At 43.3% G+C, this 21321-nt stretch carries 15 protein-coding genes, 2 tRNA genes and 3 rRNA genes; 9 read left to right on the plus strand and 11 right to left on the minus strand.

Annotated elements, in window-relative coordinates:
• Window positions 1-150: 150 nt before the first annotated feature.
• Window positions 151-717 carry a CBS domain-containing protein gene (locus tag F1737_RS07335; RefSeq protein ID WP_408669650.1) on the minus strand — a complete coding sequence of 189 codons (567 nt, stop codon included), beginning with the start codon at window positions 715-717 and terminating at the stop codon, window positions 151-153.
• Window positions 718-997: 280 nt separating this feature from the next.
• Here F1737_RS07335 and F1737_RS07340 point away from each other — a divergent pair, with 280 nt between their 5' ends.
• Genes F1737_RS07340 through F1737_RS07350 form a run of 3 tightly spaced genes read left to right on the plus strand, consistent with a single transcriptional unit; the run spans window position 998 to window position 2425 of the window.
• Complete coding sequence (locus tag F1737_RS07340; RefSeq protein WP_317135942.1) at window positions 998-1639, plus strand: Era-like GTP-binding protein; 642 nt, start codon at window positions 998-1000, stop codon at window positions 1637-1639.
• 5 nt (window positions 1640-1644) lie between these two features.
• Window positions 1645-2025, plus strand: coding sequence for a DUF2073 domain-containing protein (locus tag F1737_RS07345; RefSeq protein WP_317135943.1), 381 nt, complete (start codon window positions 1645-1647; stop codon window positions 2023-2025).
• Between the two features lie 10 nt (window positions 2026-2035).
• Window positions 2036-2425, plus strand: a complete 390-nt coding sequence (locus tag F1737_RS07350) for a Zn-ribbon domain-containing protein (RefSeq protein WP_317135944.1) — start codon at window positions 2036-2038, stop codon at window positions 2423-2425.
• Between the two features lie 211 nt (window positions 2426-2636).
• On the opposite strand, the gene F1737_RS07355 is transcribed toward F1737_RS07350, so the two are convergent.
• From F1737_RS07355 to F1737_RS07365, 3 genes are read right to left on the minus strand one after another with little or no spacing between them, the layout of a single operon-like run.
• Window positions 2637-5852, minus strand: coding sequence for a PKD domain-containing protein (locus F1737_RS07355; RefSeq protein ID WP_317135945.1), 3216 nt, complete (start codon window positions 5850-5852; stop codon window positions 2637-2639).
• 31 nt (window positions 5853-5883) lie between these two features.
• Entirely contained in the window at window positions 5884-6735 is an 852-nt protein-coding gene (locus tag F1737_RS07360) for a type IV pilin N-terminal domain-containing protein (protein ID WP_317137879.1), read from the minus strand.
• Window positions 6736-6754: 19 nt separating this feature from the next.
• On the minus strand, window positions 6755-7693 hold the full coding sequence (locus F1737_RS07365; protein ID WP_317135946.1) for a hypothetical protein: 939 nt from the start codon (window positions 7691-7693) through the stop codon (window positions 6755-6757).
• Between the two features lie 233 nt (window positions 7694-7926).
• On the opposite strand from F1737_RS07365, the gene lysS reads away from it, so the two are divergent.
• From lysS to uppS, 3 genes are read left to right on the plus strand one after another with little or no spacing between them, the layout of a single operon-like run.
• Complete coding sequence (lysS, locus tag F1737_RS07370; protein WP_317135947.1) at window positions 7927-9465, plus strand: lysine--tRNA ligase; 1539 nt, start codon at window positions 7927-7929, stop codon at window positions 9463-9465.
• Window positions 9455-10423 carry a radical SAM protein gene (locus tag F1737_RS07375; protein WP_317135948.1) on the plus strand — a complete coding sequence of 323 codons (969 nt, stop codon included), beginning with the start codon at window positions 9455-9457 and terminating at the stop codon, window positions 10421-10423. The genes lysS and F1737_RS07375 overlap by 11 nt, the downstream gene beginning before the upstream one ends.
• On the plus strand, window positions 10423-11196 hold the full coding sequence (gene uppS / locus F1737_RS07380) for a polyprenyl diphosphate synthase (protein WP_317137880.1): 774 nt from the start codon (window positions 10423-10425) through the stop codon (window positions 11194-11196). The genes F1737_RS07375 and uppS overlap by 1 nt, the downstream gene beginning before the upstream one ends.
• Here the strand turns inward: uppS and F1737_RS07385 are convergent.
• Window positions 11184-11837, minus strand: a complete 654-nt coding sequence (locus F1737_RS07385) for an undecaprenyl diphosphate synthase family protein (RefSeq protein ID WP_317135949.1) — start codon at window positions 11835-11837, stop codon at window positions 11184-11186. The genes uppS and F1737_RS07385 overlap by 13 nt on opposite strands.
• 72 nt (window positions 11838-11909) lie before the next feature.
• On the opposite strand from F1737_RS07385, the gene dph5 reads away from it, so the two are divergent.
• From dph5 to F1737_RS07400, 3 genes are read left to right on the plus strand one after another with little or no spacing between them, the layout of a single operon-like run.
• Complete coding sequence (gene dph5 / locus F1737_RS07390; protein ID WP_317135950.1) at window positions 11910-12662, plus strand: diphthine synthase; 753 nt, start codon at window positions 11910-11912, stop codon at window positions 12660-12662.
• The gene (locus F1737_RS07395) at window positions 12659-13231 is read left to right on the plus strand and encodes a DUF357 domain-containing protein (RefSeq protein ID WP_317135951.1); all 573 of its coding nucleotides are present in this window, start codon (window positions 12659-12661) and stop codon (window positions 13229-13231) included. The genes dph5 and F1737_RS07395 overlap by 4 nt, the downstream gene beginning before the upstream one ends.
• 60 nt (window positions 13232-13291) lie before the next feature.
• On the plus strand, window positions 13292-14344 hold the full coding sequence (locus F1737_RS07400) for a lysylphosphatidylglycerol synthase transmembrane domain-containing protein (protein WP_317135952.1): 1053 nt from the start codon (window positions 13292-13294) through the stop codon (window positions 14342-14344).
• A gap of 69 nt (window positions 14345-14413) precedes the next feature.
• Here F1737_RS07400 and ppcA read toward each other — a convergent pair whose 3' ends face one another.
• From ppcA to F1737_RS07430, 6 genes are all read right to left on the minus strand, one after another.
• On the minus strand, window positions 14414-15883 hold the full coding sequence (ppcA, locus tag F1737_RS07405) for a phosphoenolpyruvate carboxylase (RefSeq protein ID WP_317135953.1): 1470 nt from the start codon (window positions 15881-15883) through the stop codon (window positions 14414-14416).
• Window positions 15884-16176: 293 nt separating this feature from the next.
• Window positions 16177-16298 (minus strand): 5S ribosomal RNA (rrf, locus tag F1737_RS07410).
• Between the two features lie 74 nt (window positions 16299-16372).
• Window positions 16373-16444: transfer RNA gene (locus F1737_RS07415), tRNA-Cys, on the minus strand.
• 49 nt (window positions 16445-16493) lie between these two features.
• A 23S ribosomal RNA gene (locus F1737_RS07420) occupies window positions 16494-19416 on the minus strand.
• Window positions 19417-19581: 165 nt separating this feature from the next.
• Window positions 19582-19654 (minus strand) — tRNA-Ala (locus tag F1737_RS07425).
• A gap of 82 nt (window positions 19655-19736) precedes the next feature.
• Window positions 19737-21204, minus strand: a 16S ribosomal RNA gene (locus F1737_RS07430).
• Together the 16S, 23S and 5S rRNA genes with 2 tRNA genes alongside form the textbook arrangement of a ribosomal RNA operon.
• Window positions 21205-21321 lie beyond the last annotated feature (117 nt).

Here is a 21321-nt window from a genome sequence, read left to right on the forward strand (position 1 = left end):
TCCTCCGGAGTATCTCTCACATATATATTTTTAGGTTTTTTAGGCAGACACCGTCTTTATCACAAAATTTTAGGTGACAATCCCGATATCCGCCAAATCTTTACAAATTATTATTTCCAGCATTCATTTCAGAAGGTCTTCAGACATCTGTTAAATGTCATCACCGTGATAGCAGTCAGGACAGACAAATCTTCCATCCATTGAGGTGAGTTTGTCTGACATTTTGCCACACGAATCACAAATCCCTGTTCCTTCATCATTATATTCATGATTTACACGAATCAGGTCTGCCATGATTTCATTTAACTCATTTGAGACGGAAAGAATGTCCCTGACAGTGACAAGTCCTATAACCCTCTGGTTCTCAACCACAGGAAGCCTTCTCACTTTATTCTTTACCATCATATGAGTTGCATCACCTATCTTCTTATCAGAGTCAATAGTTATGAGAGGAGTGCTCATAATTTCACTGACATAAACTTCATCAGGTTTTTTATTTTTTGCAACAACTTTGCAGTTCAGATCCTCCTCGGTGACTATGCCCTTTGGCATATTATTCTGCAGGACAATACAGCTTCCCACTTCATTGCGGCACATCTTCTCGGCAGCTTTCCAAACAGTTGCTTCCGCACCGATTGTTACCGGGTTGTACCTCATGACCTCCTTTATGGGGACGTCGAGATGAAAGTGGCCCGTGTTAATTCTGTTATCGCTCACATGATCACCTGTATCTTCCGCCGCCTTGTACACGACAAAACATATTCTGCACTGTGAAGGCATGGAAGAGAGGGCTACAAGCTATCCTATGATCCTGTCAGTATAAAAGGATAATGACAATTGATTTTCATAAAATATCATAAATATATGAAATTAAAATTTCTGTTAAACTAATAAGACACAATAGAAATCTTATTCATTAAAAGAAAACATGATATTATTCTATACTGTACAATAAAGTATTACAATTCATATATAATTATAGAATGGAGAGCAAAAGATGAGTTTCCTTGACAGGACAAGACAAAGATTTGCAAAATTAATTAGCGGGCTTTTTAAGAAAAAACAGATGAGAATCGGTATTTACGGTCCGCCAAATGCCGGCAAAACCACTCTTTCAAACCGTATTGTAAGAGACTGGACGGGGGACGCGGTAGGTCCGGTCAGTGAAATTCCACACGAAACACGCCGTGCACGCCGAAAAGAGGGCGTAACAATTTCAGACGAGAAAGGAAGTGCTGTAACAATAGATATTGTTGACACACCAGGTGTAACAACAAAAATAGACTACAAGGAATTCCTCGAATACGGAATGGAACAGGAAGAAGCCATTGTAAGAGCACGTGAGGCTACTGAAGGGGTTGCAGAAGCCATGCACTGGTTAAGGGAAGACATTGACGGTGTAATCTATATGCTTGATTCAACACAGGATCCCTTCATTCAGGTAAACATAATGCTTGTCGGCATTATCGAAAGCCGTGATCTTCCTGTAATTATTGTTGCAAACAAAAATGATCTTCCTGATGCATCATCAGCAAGGATTAAAAGCGCCTTCCCACAGCATCCGGTTATTTCAATCTCCGGTCTTGAAGGAAACAACGTGGAAGAACTCTATCAGAAGATGATAGAATACTTTGGGTGATTCAAGTGATTCAGGGAGTACAAATTGATTTGATTTCCGCCGAGCGACTCGAGAAACTTACGACTCTGGAAAAAATCCGTCTGATTCTCGATGAGGTTATGGAAGGGAATGTCGTAGTTTTGGAAAGAGGCCTCACACCCGATGAACAGAGCATGTTAATCGAAACTACAATGCGCGAAATCACACCCGACGGTTTTGCAGGTATCGAAATGGAAACATACTCTGCCGGCGGAAGTGATTCAGGCAAAGGAGGGGGATTCTTTGGAGGACTCTTCGGCAAGAAGGAATCCACATCAGGACGTCTTACTGTTATAGGACCTGCCAACCAGATGAAAACATTAAAGAAAGACAAAGACCTTATCAGCACCTGGGTCTCATCAAGGTGATATTTGTAAAATGCCGCATAAATGCACACAGTGTGGACGCGAATTTAAAGATGGCTCAACAGAGATACTAAAAGGCTGCCCAAGCTGCGGCGGTAAAAAATTTCTCTATGTCAAAAAGGATGATCTCCACAAAGATGTACTTGAAGAAAAGAGTATAGACGATCTGGCAAAAGAAACAAAACAGGAAATAGTAGAGATCAAATCCGAAAAAGAAGAAGAAGACGATGAGATAGAAATATACGAAAGAATAGAAAGCATACGCGTCATCAGTCCGGGCTCATATGAGCTGAATATAGAAAAACTTGCAAGCGGCGACGATATGATCATGCAGATGGGTACAGATGACAAATATGTCGTTGATATTCTTTCAATGGCAAAACCAAAAAGAAGAAAAAAATAATAATTTTTTATATCCTTTGCTGTTTTAAATGAAATACTCAATTTTCAGATTTTAAATCATAACTTTATGTTGTTTTTCAAAGATACTCCTATAAATTTTCTATCCTCTTATTTTTGGGAAGTAAACAGTAATTTTTTTTAATTTATTCGGATTATCAGCCGCAATATTTTAAATATAAAAGATCAGGGGGGTATTCAACCTTTGTAAACAGCTAATACGTTATATCGTAATCGTAAACAAAACCTGTATAATCAACACCATGCCTTGAATCCATGGCAAGATCCATGTTTCCTAAATCATCAGGCATGAGTCCGTACAGATGCACACCTGATGTAGTCTTCCCGTCAGATATGGTAAAGCCGTCTGCAGCAAGTGCCATATAGCCTCTGCGATTTGAAACTGTGACGACCAGAGTTGATCTTACTTCATCATAGAATATAAGGCCGCCCGGATATCCAGTGCCAAGATAAACGCCGTTTTTGTATACATTAAAGGCCATATCCAGATCACTGCCGTAAACAGAGCCGCCTGATAGTGATATCCGGCCATTTATAACGTCAGACGGGTTTTCAAACCGTACAACATCACCGTCAGCAAGTGTGTAATCACTACCCCCTACTCTGACATATGAAAGGTCACCTGAAGATACCAGTTCAAGATAACCTCCCTGGCCAAGTGTTCCCGTTTTTTTGTTAAAGGTTGAAAGAACTATATCCGTAAGAGGACCGGTGAAATCTACAGTTATTAAATTCTCCTTTGTCTCGGTTGACCTGCCTTCACCATTTGAGGCTGTCAGCGAAACCGTGTATGTACCGGGGAAACTGTATGTGTGCCCCGGATTTTGTGAAGAATGTGTTTTTCCGTCTCCAAAATTCCACTCCCAGTTTTCAGGATCATTTGTGGAAGTGTCGGTAAACTGAACAAATAATGGTGCATTTCCGGAATTTTGACTATAAGTAAAGTCCGCAACAGGAGGCTTCGGGACATATGAAATAATCTCGTAGCTTTCTGCTGAAGCCTTTGCATATATCATCGGATCTACCCTTAATAGTCCCGTGCTGTCAGGAGCCACATTAAACAGTCTGACTTCAGATGAATCAACCGGCCACCAGTTCATCAAAACCTCACCGTCATATTCAAAGTATGAGGGAATTTCACGGCTGTAAGGAACTACGAGGTCAAGTGTGGAGATTGTGTCAACAGCATTTCCTACATATACTGTTCCAATTCTGCCAAAACCCGCCAGTGAACCGTCAATATACACATCTGCATCAGATGCCCCAAACTGATTTACAGCACCGGAGTTTATCTCAACAGGCACCCACTGGTCACTATTGAGGACTATTCTTACATCAGATCCCTGACTTATATCATGACGGACTCCGCCGATTGTGATAAAAGAATACAAAGAGTCAACCTTAAAGGCCAGACTTCCTCCGGAATTGAAGTAAGCGTCCCTTGCGGTGTTTAATGTGAAATCCTTCTTTGAACAGCAGTCCTCCTGGCAGAAAGAATCGACAAATCTTCTCTCAAAACTGCCCGAAGACCATTCAAGATGCAATAAGGCATATCCGTTATTCTCATACATCTTCACCCTTACAGGATGGGTTCCCCGCATCAGATGTATTGTCCCTGAAATTTCCTTTGCCGGGTGAAGACCCCAGTTGTCAATCAGAGGTGTATCACCATCGGTGACATCATCAATCCAGAGTTTTGAGCCGTCATCAGAAGTCAGGTAAAATGTGTAATCATCCTCCTGTTCTATGAAGAGGTACCCTTCATAAATAACACTGAACTTATTATCCTTACCTACGAGGGGAACCGGCCAGTTTGAAATATCACTTTCATATCCGATACCAACAGACGCACTGTCGGCAAACCGGAGTCTTGAATCAACCCTTTCAACAGCTGTTCCTGTGAAATCACTTGTCGGATAGTAGTAGCCTTTTATTCCGGAATCACCACATGGGAGAGAAGAAAGGACATTTATGTAACCGGTCTTATTTTCAATACCAAAACCATAGCTGTTTTCAACCCTTAAACTGACATCAAAAAGTCCTGAACTGACATATGTATGAACGGGATTTTGTTCTGTTGAAGTACTGCCGTCACCAAAGTCCCAGTACCACGATGCCGGTGAACCCGCTGAAATATCGGTGAAACTGACAGTTAATGGAGCATTTCCCGTGTTTAGATCAGATATGAAATCCGCTTCAGGTCCCAAACAGCAGTCCTCCTGACAGAATGACTCAGTTATTTTTCTTTCAAATTTTGAGGAAGACCATTCAAGTCTTAATACGGCAGCACCCGTCTGCTCATACATCTTTATTTTTACCCGGTGATTCCCCTGCGTGAGATGAACTGTTGAAGACTTTGTATTTGGTGGATGCTGCCCCCAGTTGTCAATTACCGGAGTATCGGTATCTTTCGTATTGTCTATCCACAAATATGAACCATCATCAGAAGTCAGATAAAATGTATAGTCATCCTCATCGTCTATTACAACATAGCCTTCGTAAATTACTCCGAAGTAGTCATTCTGATTAATGACAGGAACAGGCCAGTTGTTCATGTCGGAGTTTGAGTATCCGTAACTTAATGCAGTCTCATCCGCAAAATAAATCCTTTTATCCGTCCTCTCAACAGGTGTACCGCTAAATTTGACATTTGAATAGTAGTAACCTTTCAGACCTTCCGCAGTGCAGGACAGTGAAGGCAGGACTGTAATGTATGAAGTCTTTGTTTCTGTATCAAAGAGTCCGTCAGGGGTAGATACTCTCAGACTCACAGTGAATATGCCAAATGTGGTGTAAGTGTGATCCGGATTTTGAAGCGTTGAACTGTTCCCGTCACCAAAGTCCCATAACCAGCTGTCAACAGGGCCTGAAGACAGGTCGGTGAAGGAAACATCCAGCGGGGCACCTCCGGATAAAGAACTACCGGAGAAATTTGCAACAGGCGGTATTACTGATGAAGGAGTCTGTGTAGGATAAGGCTTTATGGTAGGAATTACAGCACTTGTATTTTCTCCAAGCAAATAGAGAATTGCCGGCTCTTCGCGATTTTGTGTATTTAAAACAACTATACTGTCAGGAACAGAAGTTAACGGAATTCGAATAGATTCACTGTTTTCAAGCTGATCCCAGTCATCACCGGATATTCTTTTAAATTCCGAAGTTTTATCGACACCATCTAAAATTATTTTTGTCCTGTCCCTTAATAACGGATCACCGCCTTCATGTGATAGTACAAAATAATCTTGGCCGTTCTCCGTTATTACCTCAGATCGCAAATTAACAGCAGGGGCATCATCAGACTGGTAATCAAAAAAATATGTAATCCCAATAACGCCTATTACTGCCGCAAAAACACCAATGAGCAGTATCACTCCGACAACTTCAGAAATGCCCGCAGTTTCCTTTTCCATTTTTTTAGCACCCCGGATCGTAAATATCTGGTTAATTATTTCTTTTAACCTCTACAAGAGCAGTATTGGAAAAAGATCCTTCTGTTGCGTTGTAGGCAATTACAGTTACCGAAATGCTCGTCGGAAGATCACTTGCACTCAGTATTAAATTCAGTTCATCAACCATGACCTCATAGACATTTGACCCGAGTGTTGTGTTAAGTGACATCTCCCTGGCATACGCATTACGGTTTCCGGCGCCCAGATCCTCATAATTATATATTACCGCATGAACCCGGTCTGGGATAAATGACTGATTTATCTCAGTCACAAGTACCGCCTCACCAAGTCTTGATTCAAGTTCAGCATTTAATTCATCAGTATCAATAATTTCAACAGGTGTTGAAAATGTATCAGCAGGAACTATTATGTCTCCGGTACCTGTATCAGAAGGTGAATATTCCCCTGTCTTATTGTAATATACCGAAGATGATGTCAGGAGCGTTTCTGTCCCATATCCTGTAAATACTAAATTAACACTCAGAGGACGTGGGGAAGCCCCGTAGTCATAATAAAGGGAACCGCCTGACTGCCATACATCACCACCGCCCTCCAGAACAAAATCTGCGGTTTTATCCTCATAGCCGGAACCGGAATCGACCAGAATACTAAAAGAACCTATCTTAAGTTCATCTCCGCCATTATGATAAATGTAGAATTTGCCGGGAGTGCTGCCAAACCCTGATAGTATGTCCACTTTTGGAACCGGCTGTGGGGGTGTGCCTGAAAACAGAATTACTGAAATTATCGCAACACCGGCAACTGCAAGGGATATCAGGACTATCGCACCAACAATCTCAGATACACCTTCTTCATTTTTTATGAAACTTTCAAATCCCGTTATTTACACCACCAGATATTTTTTACTCTATTGCAGAGGCAACATTTTGAAGCCAGACATTGTAATCCGCACGATATACATCAAGTTCAACATCATTGGATGCCCCGGAAACATCAGGTCCGTGCACATTTGCAGAAACAATATTGCCGGCAACCCTCAGTTCACACCAGTTTGACGTGCCCTCTCTTGCAAGCGTGTTTTTAAAAACACGCTCCCAGCAGTCAGCCTCATCGGCATTTTCACAATAAACAGTGATTGTGACTTTTTTTGCCTGCCTTTTGCCGGAGAGATACTGCGGTGCCTGTTTAAGCCTTGCCTCAACCCTCAACGGGCCTGATCCTCCAAGGAACTGCTCACCAGAAACTGATACGGGAGTTATCTGGACAGCGGCTTTTCCGCCGACATTGTATATGGAAACAAGCGGATCCACTCTTATTGTAATTCCACTGTCCTGAAGCAGAAATACACCTCCCATCTGGTAATAATAGTCCTGTTCAACCCAGTAATTGTTCTGTGAACTGTATTTTAAAATTCCAAGAGTGGTGTTTAACACCTCTTCACCCTCATTCATTGTCACTCTGATACTTCCGTGGTTTTTGTCCACACTCATTGTACCTGAAGATGGGATCGGCGTAAAAAAAGGCATGATATCACTGCCCCCGGTATAAAATCCTCCGCTCGTTCCAAGATCAAAGGAATTAGCAAGCGTCACACCGTAGGTCGGGTATTTCAGGGAACTGCCCGTATAAGAACCAACAGAATTGATCCAAAGGGAATCAAGAGAGATCTTAAAGTCAACAAAACGGTTTTTAATATCGTTCATATGCTTAATCTCATTCTCACGGCCCTGGGACGGGATTTCATATATCAGATAAACGGACATAGCCACCACTATCAAACCTAAAATCAATATGAAACCAACAACCTCTGACAAACCGTCTTCCCTGTCAATATGATACATAGCCGATTACCTGATTTTATATTTGCAGCAAACAAAGGAAACATTTCCGGAATTCTGCAAATATCATTCATGTAAATAATGAAGGCAGCAGCTTAATAAAAATTAGTGCTGAATGATGCCAAAAAATTACAGTTCATGTAAATCTTACATGCCGTTTTTTAATCTAAATACATACCCTGAGACTGTGTGATACCTATATATTGTTAATCTAATACAGACAAGATATAAGGCACATGCAAATAACAGGTGGAAACTCATCAGAGAAGATACACTGGGCGGATGTCTGCGCAGCAAACGTAAATCAGGACATCCCTCACAGGATTGCAACAGGGATTACCCCTTCAGGCCCAATTCATATAGGAAATATGCGTGAAGTGGTGACAGGTGACCTGGTCTACAAGGCAATGGTCAAAAAAGGCCTTGATACAGAGCTCATCTATAACGCAGATGACTTTGATCCTTTAAGAAAAGTCTACCCTTTCCTTCCACAAAGCTACGAACAATATATAGGAAGACCTATCTGTGACATTCCATGCCCCTGCGGCAAACATGCAAACTACGCAGAACATTTTCTTGAGCCGTTTTTACAGGCACTTGAAGAGCTGGATGTAAAACCTGTTGTCATGCGCTCAAGTGAACTTTACAGATCAGGAAAATATACAGAGCAGATAAAGACTGTTCTTGAAAATTCTGAAGAAATAAAAGAAATATTAGAGCGTGTATCCAGGAGAAAACTTCCGGACACATGGGTTCCATTCTACCCGATATGTAAAAAATGCAAAAAAATAAGCAATGCCGAAATTCTGGGTCATGACCCTGAAAATCATATCGTAAAATACAGGTGTGACTGCGGATATGAAGGGGATTGCGACTATTCAAAAGGGGAAGGAAAACTGGTATGGCGTGTGGACTGGCCGATGAGATGGGCAGCTCTGGACGTTACAGTCGAACCTTTTGGAAAGGATCATGCAGCAGCAGGAGGTTCATATGATACAGGAAAAGAGATCGTCGAGAAGATCTTTGGAGGAAATGCTCCTTATCCTGTACAGTATGAATGGATAAGTCTGAAGGGCAAAGGTGCAATGGCATCATCAACAGGAGTTGCAATTACAATAACCTCAATGCTGGAAATTGTTCCACCTGATGTTTTGAGATACCTCATTGCCAGAAGCAAACCAGAAAAGGCAATCAACTTTGATCCGGGGATGGGCCTTTTAACACTTATCGATGAATATGCAAAAGTTGCGGAAAATGCAGATTCACGTGAGTATGAACTCTCTAAAATCTCAAACCTCGCAACTGACATTCCGTTCCGTCACCTTGTAACAGTTGTCCAGATTGCAAAGGATGACGAGGCAATATTTGATGTGCTTGAAAGAAGCGGCTATAATGTTGAAAACAGGGAAGCGGTTTTAAAGAGGGCACAGCGTGCAAAGATCTGGGTTGACAAGTATGCACCTGAAATGGTCAGGTTCACAGTCCAAAAGGATATGCCTAAAGAGTTTTCCTTTACAGAACCGGAATTATCAGCAATTAAATTATTGTCTGAAAACCTCTCCGCAGTTGAAGAGTGGAATGCTGAAAATCTGCACAATGCAATATACAGTGCAGGAAATGAGTCTGAAATAGGTCCAAAGGGTCTTTTCACCTGTATATACATCTCAATCTTGGGACAAAAACGCGGACCACGTGCAGGCTGGTTCCTTGAGGCACTTGGACGCGATTTTGTTACAAAGAGAATCTCTGAAGCGGTGAACACCGGTGCTCAGTAAGGGATGTAAACAGTGCCACATCGGCGCAAAGATGGTTCTGTTTGTAACAGGCATATGCGGAAAAGACTGCTGGTACTGTCCTATATCCTATGAAAGAAAAGGAAAAGACAATACATACGCAAATGACCGTCTTGTTAAATCCGACAGGGACATAATTGACGAAGCAAAGATGATGGGTGCGCTTGGAACAGGGGTTACCGGCGGGGAGGCACTTTTGGACATGGATAAAGTCACAAGATACTGCCGTCTCCTGAAAGATGAATTCGGGCCGGAACACCACATCCATCTTTATACAGGAACCGCACCAAGCACTACAAAACTTAATGCCTTAAAAGGACTCGTTGACGAGATCAGGATGCATCCACCACAGGAGATGTGGGAAAATATCCTCGATACTGACTACATCAGAGCCGCAAAAGAGGCTAAAGAGATGGGATTTGAAGTGACGATTGAAGTTCCTTCACTCCCCGGTCTGAAACATCTCATTCAGGCTCTCCCGTACATTGATTATCTGAATATAAATGAGCTTGAATGGAGCGAAACAAACGCAAAATGTATGAGAGAACAGGGATACAGCCTTGAGGATGATTATCACAATGCAGTTCCCGGAGCTATGGAATGGGCAAAGGAACTTCTCTCAGCCAACAAAAAAGTTCACTGGTGTTCATCAACATTTAAGGATTCTGTTCAGCTTAGAGAGCGCCTGAAAAGAATTGCACAAAACACGGCAAGGGAATTTGATGAAATTACAGAAGACGGGACTGTTGTCTACGGATTCTGGATACCGGAAGATAAACTGCCTGATGATCTCGAAGAAAATATGTATCAGGAGTTTGACGATCATATTGAACTTGCCTGGTGGCTTTTATCTGATTATCCTGATGATTTCCCGGGAGAGAAAAAGATCATTGAAAGATATCCAAATGACGGTATGATTGTAGAGGTGACACCCCTTTGATACAAAAGCCAAGAGAAATTATCGACAAGATATATGAAAGGCATCTTATAAGCCAGTGCAAACATACTCCAAAACATATAGCAATAATACAGGACGGAAACAGAAGGTTTGCAAAGGAAAAAGGAGTCGATGTTTCTGTTGGCCACAAACTTGGTGCAAGAAAAACAGAGAAGGTGCTTGAATGGGCTCAGGAAATGGGTGTCCGCCATATAACACTCTACTGTTTTTCAACCGAAAATTTCAACAGATCAGAGTATGAACTAAAAGAGCTCTTTGATCTGTTTACAGAAAAAGCCCTTGCAATAGCTAAGGACGAACGTGTAAACAAAAATAAAATCAGAATACAGATGGTGGGAAACAGGGAACTTGTTCCTACCGGCTTAATGGAAAAAATCGAACATGTTGAACAGTTAACAAAAGATCATGAAGGGTTTACAATAAATCTTGCATTGGCCTACGGCGGCAGAAATGAGATCCTCATTGCAACACGCTCGATATTAGAAAAAGTAAAGGCTGGCGAATTAAAGCCTGAAGATATAACTACAAAGACAATTGAAGAGAATCTCTACCAGGAAATAAATATTCCGCCTGTAGATCTGATAATAAGAACAGGTAATGAAAAAAGAACATCAAACTTTCTGCCCTGGCTTGCAAACGGCAATGAATCAGCGGTATATTTCTGCGCACCCTACTGGCCGGTTTTTCGTAAAATAGATCTCCTGCGCGGCATCAGGGTATATGATCAGCGTATAAAAAACAGTCATTTGCCATAACGGCGCTTTCTCGTCTGGTAATCTCTCAGGGCTCTTAAGAGATCTATTTTTCTGAAATTAATCCAGTTTACGTCTGAGAAGAACAGTTCTGAATAAACAGACTGCCATATTAAGAAATCTGTCAGATGGTTTCCACCGGTTTTTATGACAAGATCAGGCTCGTTCCTGAATTCAAGATATGAATCAATTGTTTTTTCCTCAACAATATCAGGATCAATTCCTTCTTCTGCCATTTTTTTAACAGCAGATGCAATCTCATTGCGGCCACTCATTCCGACAGCAACAAAGACATCCATACCTTCACCCAAAACCTCCTCCCCTTTTGAGGTATGAAGTGTAAGACGGGCGATTTCACTAATCTTTTTTAAAGAACTGATATACGAATCAACAGATTCGGACTTTTTGGTATTTATATGAAAAATGACCCTGGAAATTCCAAGATTTTTACACCACTTTACAACTTCCAGTGGTTTCTGAGGGGCATCAGTGATATCTTCACCTGTTATCATAAAACAGAGTGAATCCGGGAAACTTTTCAGTTCCCTCTTCAGCTTCCATTCATAATACCTGTGAATCAGCATACCATAAGATGCCCCAAAGACATTCCAATCGTTCGGATGTATGTCTGTGATAATTACCACAAACTAACTAACCATTTTTTTTCTCTTTAGAGATAAATATATACTAAACGATCCTGAAAATAAGAGGAAATTATGCTGACATTTATTGGACTTGGACTCTACGACGAGAAGGATATATCGGTAAAAGGGCTTGAATGTATAAAAAGCGCAGATTCAGTATTCCTTGAAGGGTATACCTCCCGCCTTATGGGGGCTGACATAAACAAACTGGAAGAATACTATGGAAAAAAGATTACTTTCCTTGGGCGTGCTGATGTGGAACAGCATCCGGAAAATATTTTAAAGGCAGCAGAAGAAGGAAATGCGGTATTTCTCACAGGCGGCGACCCGATGGTCTCAACCACCCATGCAGATTTAAGAATCAGGGCAAAAGAGAGAGGGATCAAAACAGGAATCATACATGCGGCATCTATACAAAATGCAGTATGCGGTCTCTCAGGGCTTCAGAATTACAGATTCGGCAAGTCATGCTCAGTACCTTATCCTGAGAAGGGATGGTTCCCAACAACACCTCTTGACACGATAACACACAACATTGAAAACGATCTTCACACTCTTGTATTTCTGGATATAAAACCCGACAGACATATGACAGTAGGAGAAGGTGTCAGCCTGATTGAACAGATGGCTGAGAAAAAAGGCATGAAAACACCGGAAATCTTTGTAGGCATTGCACGCGCTGGATCTCCTGAACCGGTTGTTATTGCAGGAGATGCAGGTAAATTAAAGGCTGCTGATTTTGGAGAACCGCTTCATATAATTGTAGTACCGGCAAAACTTCACCTGATGGAAAAGGAATATCTTGAAATTTTCGCAGGGTTATGAAAACCGAATTTTTTAAAACAATTTATGAGTCGGCACTAAAAGAGACTCAAATCACTCCAAAAAAAGATACTCCGTATTATAAACTGGCAGGGGAAATTCTCGAAATGGCTCTTGCGTACCGTGATGACGGGATAACTTTCTTAAATTCCGGTGACCGCGTCAATGCACATGCGGCGTTTTGTTACGGATTTGGATGGCTTGATTTTGGAATAGGTTCCGGACTCATAAACGGAAATATTCCTAAATGCAGAATTCCGGTTTTTTCAGAGGATATGCCAAAACATCTGACAGACCACCTGTCTGAAAAGACAACCCGCTATTTCAGAATGCTTACAGAGGCCTGTGATTCTGTCGAATCCTCACCTGACAAGGAAAGCCCTCTTCATTCTTTTACAGAAAAAATATATGCACTCTCAATGGATTCTGTCTTTTTGGGAGATGCATATTTAAAAAAAGATGAAAAGGTAAATGCCCTGGCACATTTCAGTTACGGATACGGATGGCTTGATGCCGCAGTCAGAGCAGGACTCTTTAAAATTACCGATAAAAGAGAGCTTTTTACGGTATGAATACCTCAAAAGGTTTATACGTACAAAACAAACTTTTTTTGACAAAATACGGAGTTTTACATGGACAGGAGTCAGTGGAAATGGTTGGCAGTATCCATCGCATTCAGTTTAATTGTTCTTGCACTGGTTCTCTACTTTACCATAGATGAGAACACTATCGAATATCTTCAAAAATTACAGCCCGAATTTCTGATTGCCGCTCTTGTTCTCCACATGGGATCACTGTGTGCATGGGCTCTCAGAATAAAATTTATGTCCCGCTCTCTTGGGCATAAAGTTCCTTTTATGCACTGCCTTAACATGGTGTTTGCAAATCTGCTGATTGCGGCTGTCACTCCGTCACAGGCGGGCGGGGAACCTGTCCGTATTCATGAACTATACAGGGCCGACGTTCCTCTCGGAGATGCTACCGCGATAGTTATAATGGAGAGGGTTCTTGACGGAATATTGCTTGGAATAATCGGCGGAATAGCAATGCTTGCATTATGGTTAGGTTCTGAAAACCTTGACATCGCAATAACGCTTCCTCTGCTTTTCATGTGGGCTTTGATTACGGGATTTGTAATTCTTTTTGCATATTCTGTAAAAAATCCGGATTTCCTAAAAAATCTTATTAAAAAAGCATCATCCTGGTTTACAAAACGCTGGCATGCCGACAAGGCTGAAAAACTGATGTCAGGTATAGATTCAGAGGTTGACAACTTCCATGATGCACTGAAAAAATATGTCAGTTACTCTAAAACAGGTCTTTTATGGGGAACATTTTTTACAGTAATATACTGGTTCGGTGAATTTTTCATTGCATCACTTATACTGATGGGTCTTGGGGAAGGTCCGCATATAATTGAGTCTTTTGTCGCACAGATTATCATCGCGATTATTATGATGATACCACTCACCCCCGGAAGTTCGGGTATTGCCGAACTGTCTGCGACATCGCTTTACAATCTCTTCGTTCCGTCTTCAATAGTAGGAATCTTTGTAGTCCTGTGGCGTCTCGTCCTTTACTACTTCAACATATTTATCGGTGTTATGGGAACGGTAATTATTGTTAAAAGAGAGGTCTTAAGAAAAGCACTCAAAAACAAATTTGATGAAATCAGAAAAATATAAACCTTTTTTTAATAATTTTTCAGGAAAATTCTAAAAAAACTTCATTAAAAAAAATCTTGCAGGATATTATTATCCCAGAAATTTTCTTTCGCTGGCAGCCTTCAGGATATATGAACCGGCTTCATCAGTTCTGTTTTCACCAGACAATCTTATAATATCATCTGTTGATTTTTTGTGAACAGTATTTATTTCAAAATCACAGTTCTCTTTGGCAAATTCAAGATCAGCAGGGGGCAGGTAAGGCGAATCAGGATTCATGTACCTAATTGAATCAATTAGATCTGCATCAAAATTCACATATATATTCCTCAGGTAGTCCAGATCATGATCATTTAATGCCGATATTCCAAGTATCTCCGGCGGCACTCCAAGTGAATAACAGGCAGCGGTGAAAGTAATTGCACGCGGAAGGTTTAAACCCTCATGTGATCGTGAATAACCAAAAAGACCGATATGCAATTTTCTCATCCTTCTTTTTGGGACGAATCCTGATATTTTGTTGATTGCCGGTGATAATTCAGACAGTCTCTTGTGATACTCTTTTGAACACTTTTCAAAGATCAAAAGACATCTTTTTTCATCAACATCGGGAGCTTTAAAAACTTCCCTGTTCTCAAGTCTTTTTACAGCATCGCAGACCATATCAGGAGGATAGTCATACTTAAAGGCAGACTGTATCGTGAATGTCCATACGCCCGGGTATTCTTTCATTACTCTTTCTGTATTATCCGGACGAAGATTTCCCCTGAAAGGTGCCGAACCTACACCAAGTATAGGGTATATCGGTATTTCCTTTTTATCAGACAGATTCGAGAGTTTCATCAGGGCAATCTTGTTCAGGAGAACTGCTCCGACATTTCCATAATTTATCGCAGGATCGGATCTTGCAAGGAAAACCCTTTGGTAGTCAAGGTTTTTATTTTCCAGATATTTTGCAACAATTCTGTCGGAATTTAACATTCCCTCTTTGTTTTCAAATAATGGAATTATATTGATTTTTGCCGGTTTGAACTCGCCAATCCAGTCAGATACTGTTAAATCCCTGCCGCCAAGTCTCTGATTTTGTTTTCCTACAACAAAATCACAGTAATACTGATAGATATTATCAAGTGATTCATAGGAGATTGTCATGGGGAGGATCACTTCAAATATCGGGGGATTTTCAGTTCCATAAAAAATATTGGCCACATCATAAGACCGTGGAATACTTTCAAGCGTTTCAAGAAGAATTTTTGCTTCCGCTTTTTCAACATCGGGATTTGGCACTCTTAATGTCAGAAATATGTCCTTTCCAAGCTGATGGTTGGAAAGATAACCGCCATATTTTGACAGGAGTTTTTTTACAACAAAATTGTCCACTTCTTTTCCTTCACAGTCCCACATCTGTTCTCTGCAGTTTAGATGGGAATAGGCATAGTATGCTTCAAGTACCTCGTCTTCACCGCCAAGACATGAATTTTCAGAAAAGAAAGGAATCTGAACATTGTCCGGATGCTGGGTGCTCATCGTTTTTGGAATTGTTATTTGTTCAGGCATCATTATTGTCCATATGTTTTTGTCAACCCATAATTGGCCAACAGGTTGACAGGATATATTTCCAATCCTGATAAAATAAATTTATTCTTTCATATACTAATTTTTCAAAAAACAATTAGCTTTACTCAGATATTAATCTAATAAAAAATCGTCATTATATTCCGGTAAAATATCAGTTTAATTCAAAGGAACAAAAAAAGCTCACACTACAAAATTAAAAACCAAGACTAATTTTACAAAAGTTTGCACTACAATTAAAAAAACTTAACAAAAAAGACTCAAATCTTCTAGCAGAACAATTGCAGCGTTGGACGGTTCCCGAGAACTCTCGTATCTCAGTACAACGTCCTACGTAAGTGGGCTTAACTGCCGGGTTCGAAATGAGTCCGGGTGTTGCCCCACTGCTATGGCCGCAATTGAACAGGAAATTTCGCGATTCGGAAATCACAGATTTCCTGTACCTTCAAACTTTCTTGCGAAAGTTATTCAGGAAGCCAAGGCCCGGACTTGAACCGGGGTGTAGTCGCTCTGCAGGCGACCGCGTGGCCGCTCCGCCACCTTGGCCATAAGGACCGTATACACAAGATTTCGTCTGGACTTTAACGGTTATTCCTTTGCTGAATTATCGGACGTTAGTGCTTGTGGACTGAACACGTCGTTGCCTTCGTGCGTACATCCCAAGTCTATCAAACGAGTCTTTTACTCGTGTCCTATAACGAAGTCTCTTTTAGGGTCAGGTTTCAAGCTTAGATGCTTTCAGCTTTTATCCCTTATCGCGTAGCCACCCGGCACTGCCCTGTCGGACAACCGGTCTACCAGTGGCGACGACGGAAAGTTCCTCTCGTACTATTTCCGTCTTACCCTCAGACTTCCAACACTCCATATAGATAGTAACCGACCTGTCTCACGACGGTCTAAACCCAGCTCACGATCCCCTTTAATAGGCGAACAACCTCACCCTTGGCTGCTGCTGCACAGCCAGGATGGAAAGAACCGACATCGAGGTAGCAAGCCGCCGGGTCGATATGTGCTCTTGCCGGCGACGACTCTGTTATCCCCGGGGTAGCTTTTCTGTCGTCAATAGCACTCATCAAAAGCGCGTATTGGTTCGTTAGACCCGAGTTTCCTCTCGCAGATACTTGCTATTCGTATCAGCGTCAGGCCAACTTTTGCTCTTGACACTCTCCTGTGAGTTTCTGACTCACATGAGTTGACCTTGGGGCACCCTTGATATCTTTTCGAGGGTGTGGCGCCCCACCCAAACTGCCTACCTACCGATGTCCTCTCAAAGAGAGTTAGTGTTACAGTAAACCAAGGATGGTGTCTCAGATTGCGACTCCACTGCCCCCACGAGGGCAGCTTCGATGTCTCCCATCTACACTGCGCAAGGAATACCGTAACACAACGACAGGCTGCAGTAAAGCTCCACGGGGTCTTCACTTCCCATATGGAGGCCCTAGCCTCTGCACTAGGATAAAATCTTCAACGGACTTGTGTTTGGGACAGTAGGACTCTCGTTAATCCATTCATGCAAGTCGCCAATTAAGCGACAAGGTACTACGCTACCTTAAGAGGGTCATAGTTACCCCCGCCGTTTACAGGTCCTTCGTCCGGTTGTACCCGGTTTTCAGATACCTGCACTGGGCAGGAATCACAGACTATACTAGTCCTTTCGGAGTTGCAGTCTGCTATGTTGTTATTAGACAGTCGGAGTCCCCTGGTCACTGCGACCTGCCCAATCACTGGGCAGGCACCCCTTATTCCAAAGTTACGGGGCTATTTTGCCGAGTTCCCTAAACACAATTAAACCGACACGCCTTAGCCTTCTCAGCTAGGGGCACCTGTGTCAGATCTCGGTACGGACATCTTGTCCCCTTTTCACGGGCTCCGGGAATTTGCTTTATTACTCCATCACGCTTTCACTCAATTCTCACCATTACGGTTCTCCAGGAGCTTATACGATTAGACAGGGCGACAGCCCTGCAAAGCATATCCGGAAGCGTCAGGATTATTGACAGATGGTACAGGAATATTAACCTGTTTCCCTTTCGCTGTACTCGAGTTACGGTACAACTTAGGACCGACTAACCCTCGACTGACGAACATTGTCGAGGAAACCTAGCCCCTTCGGCGGTTGGGATTCTCACCCAACTATGCTTCTACTAATGCCAGAATTCTCATTTCTACACGGTCCACAGGAACTTACATCCCTGCTTCTACCCATGCACAACGCCTCTCTACGCCATCACATTGCTGTGGTCCGTGGTATCTGTGGTAGGTTTGAGCCCCGTCCATTTTCTGCGCCCTAAATCTCGACTGGTAAGCTGTTACGCACTTTTTGAAGGATAGCTGCTTCTAAGCTGACCTTCCAGTTGTCTTTGACCTAGGACATCATTTAGTGTTTACACTTAACCTACACTGAGGGACATTAACCACGGTCTGGGTTGTCTCCCTTACGCACTACAAGCTTACCCCGTAGTGCGGACTTCCAAGCTTCTACGGCGATGGGGAATTCGGAGTTTGACAGCAGGGTAAGGGATTTCTCCCCCAACTCCCACAATCAGTGCTCTACCTCACCATCTACCTCTGCTCAGGTCATGCTACGGCATGTTTCGAGAGGAACCAGCGGATGCCCAGTTCGATTGGCCTTTCACCCCTATACGCAGGTCACACGAATGATTTGCATATCAATACCGCTTCGGCCCTCCACGCAACTTTCGTCACCCTTCAGCCTGCCCACGCATAGATCACTGGGCTTCGGGTCTTATCCTATCGACTCCACGCACTTTTAATACGCCGTCCCATGTAAAAACTACGGACATGTCGCTTTCGCTTCGGCTTCCCGTAAGGTTAACCTCGCCAATAGAATAAACTCTCTGGCCCGTTCTTCAAAACGTAAGTTATGACGCCGGCAATGTATCCCATACTACAGCCTCACGACTGATTCTTTCGATACAAAGATCCTTTCACGCCATAACACACTATCACCTACCAGTTTCAGGCACTTATTCACCACCTTTCCAGGGTTACTTTTCAGCTTTCGCTCACGCTACTATTGCGCTATCGGTTTCGAGGAGTATTTAGTTTTGGAGGTTGATGACCCCCAGATTCTCGCGAGATTTCCAACCCACGATACTCAGGACATCACCAGGACAAAAGAAACATACGTGTACGGGACTGTCACCCTCTTTGGTTTGACGTTCCAGAACAAATTCCACTTCGAATCTAATGCCCGAACGGTGAGCCTTCAACACCACATCTCCCGCGAACGGGATTCAGTTTGAACTCTGTCGCTTTCGATCGCCTTTAATAACGACATCTCGATTGATTTCTCTTCCTCTCCCTACTAAGATGTTTCAATTCGGGAGGTTGCCGATCCAAAAGGATCGCTTCCTAAAAGGAAGCAGGATGTCCCATTCGGGGATCTCCGGATCATAGACTCCTTGCGTCTTCCCGGAGCTTATCGCAGCTTGGCACGCCCTTCATCGGCACTCGAACCGAGCCATTCACTGGCAGGCTAAATGTAATTCAGCATTATCGGTTTAACCGCTAAAATCCATTTAACGTCTTGTGTATACGTCCTATACATGACATCACAGAGTCACTTGCGTCGCCGTAAATGACTCTCAGTCCTTCCCCGGTAATTCACATTTCCGGGTGCATCGGTAAAAACCAGTTACCGAAAGTAACTCGTTTTTAAGTGGACCCAAGGGGATTTGAACCCCTGGCCTCGGCGTTGCAAACGCCGCGCTCTTCCAGCTGAGCTATGAGCCCGACTTTCTCTTATATTCGTATTGACATTGGCAATTTTACAGTTTGTTTAATAACCGCTATTAACTTCCTTTCGGATTTCATTAGGAGGTGATCCAGCCGCAGATTCCCCTACGGCTACCTTGTTACGACTTAACCCCCCTTGCGAAACCTAGATTCGACTGCGGCAAAAACCACAGCCTCATCCAAACCTCACTCGGGTGGTTTGACGGGCGGTGTGTGCAAGGAGCAGGGACGTATTCACCGCGCTATTTTGAAACGCGATTACTACGGATTCCAGCTTCATGTGGGCGAGTTGCAGCCCACAATCCGAACTTAGGGCAGGTTTAGGAGATTAACTACGCTTTTCAGCGCCGTTACCCATTGTCCTGACCATTGTAGCCCGCGTGTAGCCCAGATAATTCGGGGCATGCTGACCTACCGTTGCCCATTCCTTCCTCCTCTTTAGCAGAGGCGGTCCCAACAGTGTCCCCATCATTCCGGAGAATATGCTGGCAACTGTTGGCGTGGGTCTCGCTCGTTGCCTGACTAAACAGGATGCTTCACAGTACGAACTGACGACGGCCATGCACCTCCTCTCAGCTGGTCAAGCAAGGTCTTCAGCCCGGCTATCATTCCGCTGTCCTATCTGGTGAGCTTCCCGGCGTTGAGTCCAATTAAACCGCAGGCTCCACCCGTTGTGGTGCTCCCCCGCCAATTCCTTTAAGTTTCAGCCTTGCGACCGTACTTCCCAGGCGGTACGTTTCACGGTTTCCCTTCGGCACCCCAGTGACTCGTGGTCACCAGTACACCTAACGCACATCGTTTACGGCTGGGACTACCCGGGTATCTAATCCGGTTCGCTCCCCCAGCTTTCGTTCCTCACTGTCGGAGTCGTTCTGGTGAGATGCCTTCGCCATCGGTGGTCCCCCGGGGATTACAGAATTTCACTTCTACCCCCGGAGTACCTCTCACCTCTCCCGATCCCTAGACCAACAGTATCTCTTAGACGCCCGCCGGTTGAGCCGGCGGATTTCCCAAGAGACTTAAAGGTCAAGCTACGAACGCTTTAAGCCCAATAAAAGCGGTCACCACTCGAGCCGCCGGTATTACCGCGGCGGCTGGCACCGGTCTTGCCCGGCCCTTTCTTCAGATGCATTTTAAACACCTGGACAGCCCGCGTATACGGGCACTCGGGGTTCCCTTATCACAGTTTCCTGCATTGTAAAGTTTTCGCGCCTGCTGCGCCCCGTAGGGCCTGGAATCGTGTCTCAGATTCCATCTCCGGGCTCTTGCTCCCACAACCCGTACCGATTACAGGCTTGTTGGGCCACTACCCCAACAACTACCTAATCGGCCGCAGATCCATCCTAAGGCGCCGGAACTTTCGGTCAAAGAACATTCCAGTATCTCTGACCTATGGAGTATTATCCCCAGTTTCCCGGGGTTATCCTCCACCTTAGGGCAGGTTATCCACGTGTTACTGAGCAGTCCGCTGAGGGTCTTAACCCTCTCAACTCGCATGGCTTAATCGAACCCCGATAGCAGTGACCTCTGGCAGGATCAACCAGAATTAATTTTGAAGATACGTTTCACTTCGGCACACTATCGTTATTTTTGTAATTTCATTCACAAAAGGAATTAGCGGTTATTAAACAAATTTCCGCATTGCCAATGCCAACGTCAGAACC

The sequence above is a fragment of the Methanoplanus sp. FWC-SCC4 genome, from assembly GCF_032878975.1.
Lineage (GTDB): Archaea > Halobacteriota > Methanomicrobia > Methanomicrobiales > Methanomicrobiaceae > Methanochimaera > Methanochimaera problematica.

What these genes read in the sequence shown, in the direction of transcription:
- F1737_RS07365 (WP_317135946.1), bottom strand. Translation starts at nt 7,693, where the DNA reads ATGTATCATATTGACAGGGAAGACGGTTTGTCAGAGGTTGTTGGTTTC.
- F1737_RS07350 (WP_317135944.1), top strand. Translation starts at nt 2,036, where the DNA reads ATGCCGCATAAATGCACACAGTGTGGACGCGAATTTAAAGATGGCTCA.
- F1737_RS07340 (WP_317135942.1), top strand. Translation starts at nt 998, where the DNA reads ATGAGTTTCCTTGACAGGACAAGACAAAGATTTGCAAAATTAATTAGC.
- F1737_RS07355 (WP_317135945.1), bottom strand. Translation starts at nt 5,852, where the DNA reads ATGGAAAAGGAAACTGCGGGCATTTCTGAAGTTGTCGGAGTGATACTG.
- lysS (WP_317135947.1), top strand. Translation starts at nt 7,927, where the DNA reads ATGCAAATAACAGGTGGAAACTCATCAGAGAAGATACACTGGGCGGAT.
- dph5 (WP_317135950.1), top strand. Translation starts at nt 11,910, where the DNA reads ATGCTGACATTTATTGGACTTGGACTCTACGACGAGAAGGATATATCG.
- F1737_RS07395 (WP_317135951.1), top strand. Translation starts at nt 12,659, where the DNA reads ATGAAAACCGAATTTTTTAAAACAATTTATGAGTCGGCACTAAAAGAG.
- ppcA (WP_317135953.1), bottom strand. Translation starts at nt 15,883, where the DNA reads ATGATGCCTGAACAAATAACAATTCCAAAAACGATGAGCACCCAGCAT.
- F1737_RS07400 (WP_317135952.1), top strand. Translation starts at nt 13,292, where the DNA reads ATGGACAGGAGTCAGTGGAAATGGTTGGCAGTATCCATCGCATTCAGT.